Origin of the sequence: Mycobacterium sp. 1423905.2 (assembly GCF_001673155.1) — a bacterium.
Classification (GTDB): domain Bacteria; phylum Actinomycetota; class Actinomycetes; order Mycobacteriales; family Mycobacteriaceae; genus Mycobacterium.
The window spans coordinates 1-2,264 of record NZ_LZLE01000270.1; the positions used below are offsets into that span (position 1 = coordinate 1).

Sequence of the window (2,264 nt, forward strand, 5' to 3'; positions counted from 1 at the left end):
GGCGTCCCAGTCCCCGGGCTGACCCGAATCACCAAGGAGCGGTGCGAAATCACCGGCCTCCGGCGCAGATCGGGCCGCATCCTGTGACGACACCACCAACCCGGGCAGCACCGTCGGGTCGGCTTCGGCGGATACCACTGTGCCGATGTGCGCGCTATCCCCCTGGCGCACAACCGAAATAACCGCGATGTTGCGGCTGACCGTGACGCCGTTGGTGGTCATCGTGTTGTTGGCCCAACGCAGCGTGGTTTCGACCTTGTCGGTGACCAGCACCATGGTTTCGTCGGCGCGGCCGGCTTTCGCCGCCTCATCCAAGACGATGTTGACGACATGCTGCGGTGTGATCATCGGCCGGCCTCGGCACGGGTGTTGAGCACGTTGACGCCGCGGAACAGCGCCGACGGGCAGCCGTGGCTGACCGCGGCGACCTGCCCGGGCTGTGCTTTGCCGCAGTTGATCGCCCCGCCCAGCCGCCACGTCGACGGCCCGCCAACGGCTTCCATGGAATTCCAGAAGTCGGTGGTGGTGGCCTGGTAAGCGACGTCGCGCAACTGTCCGTACAGCTGGCCGTCGCGGATCCGGAAGAACCGCTGTCCGGTGAACTGAAAGTTGTACCGCTGCATGTCGATTGACCACGATTTGTCGCCGACAATGTAGATGCCGTCATCGACCCGGGCGATCAGGTCCGCGGTGCTCAGGTCGTCAGTGCCGGGCTGCAAGGACACGTTGGCCATGCGCTGAATGGGCACGTGGTGGGCAGAGTCGGCGTAGGAGCACCCGTTGGAGCGCTCCTGTCCGAGCCTCGGCGCGAACACTCGGTCGAGCTGATAGCCGACGAAGATGCCGTCGCGCACCAAATCCCAGCTCTGCGCGGCCACGCCTTCGTCGTCGTAACCGATGGTGGCCAACCCGTGTTGGACCGTGCGATCGGCGGTGACGTTCATGACCGGCGAGCCGTAGCGCATGCTGCCGAGTTTGTCGGGGGTGGCGAAGGAGGTGCCGGCGTAGGCCGCCTCGTAGCCGATGGCGCGGTCGTATTCGGTGGCGTGGCCGATGGATTCGTGGATGGTCAACCATAGGTTGGTGGGGTCGATCACCAGATCGGTGACGCCCGGCATCACGCTGGGCGCCCGGACCTTTTCGTAGAGCAGCTCGGGCAGCTCGGCCAACTCCTGGGTCCAGTTCCACACCTCGTCGCCGGCGACGACTTCCCAGCCGCGGGCGGTCGGTGGCGCCAGCGTGCGCATGAAGTCGAAGGTGCCCTCTGTGGCGTTGACGCTGATGGCTTCCAGGGTGGGCAGCAACCGCACCCGCTGCTGGGTGATCGAGGACCCGAAGGTGTCGGCGTAGAAGGTCTGTTCCTTCACGGCGTTGAGGCTGGCCGAGGCGTGGTCGACGCCGTCGGCGTTGAGCAGCCGGCCAGAGTAGTCCTGCAGCACCGCGATCTTGTCCGAAGCCGGCACGCCAAAGGGGTCGATGTCGTAATCGGAGACCCAGGTGGCGTCGGCGTACACGGGTTCGGGCGCCAGCTGGACGCGCTCGTTGTTCAGCGCCGCCAAGATGGTGGCGACCTGCACGGCGTGGCGCGCGGTTCGGGCCGCTACGTCGGGGGCCAGGTCGGCGTGGGAGGCGAATCCCCACGTGCCGGCGACGATGACCCGAACCGCCAATCCGACGTCTCGAGTGATGACCGACGTCTCGAGCTCGCCGTCACGCAGTTGGATGATCTCGGTGCTCATACGGTGTATCCGCAGGTCGGCGTACCTGGCCCCGGCCGCTTTGGCCGCCGACAACGCGGCGTCTGCCAACTCGAAGCGCGGCAGGTCCAGGAAGTCGGCATCGATCCCCCGGTTCGCTGTCACGGCTCCACCGTAACGACCGGCTTTAATACATTCATGTCCGACGCGCCTCGCCGCACCACGGCGACGGCGTATGCGCTGCTCGCGCCCAGTTTGTTCGGTGTGGTCGCGTTCTTGCTGCTGCCGATTCTGGTGGTGGTTTGGCTGAGCATGTACCGCTGGGACCTGCTGGGACCGCTGCACTATGTCGGCCTGGCCAATTGGAAATCCGTCCTCACCGACGGCAACTTCGCCGCGTCGCTGCTGGTGACGGCTGTTTTCGTGGCGCTCGTGGTCCCCGCGCAGACGGTGTTGGGCCTAGTGGCCGCCGCGCTGCTCGCCCGCAACCTCCCCGGCACCGGCTTGTTCCGCACGCTGTACGTGCTGCCCTGGATCTGTGCGCCGTTGGCGATTGCGGTGTTGTGG

1 protein-coding gene and 2 pseudogenes are annotated in these 2,264 nt (G+C 66.3%); 1 reads left to right on the forward strand and 2 read right to left on the reverse strand.

The features are described 5' to 3' along the window. Nucleotides 1-348: pseudogene (locus tag A9W95_RS17960) on the reverse strand (TldD/PmbA family protein); the annotation flags it as partial. Beyond that, nucleotides 345-1,862, reverse strand: a complete 1,518-nt coding sequence (locus A9W95_RS17965) for a TldD/PmbA family protein (protein WP_067415640.1) — start codon at nucleotides 1,860-1,862, stop codon at nucleotides 345-347. The gene A9W95_RS17965 and the pseudogene A9W95_RS17960, both read right to left, overlap by 4 nt. Nucleotides 1,863-1,895: 33 nt before the next feature. Between A9W95_RS17965 and A9W95_RS17970 the strand changes: the two are divergent. Next, nucleotides 1,896-2,264, forward strand: a pseudogene (locus tag A9W95_RS17970) (sugar ABC transporter permease); the annotation flags it as partial.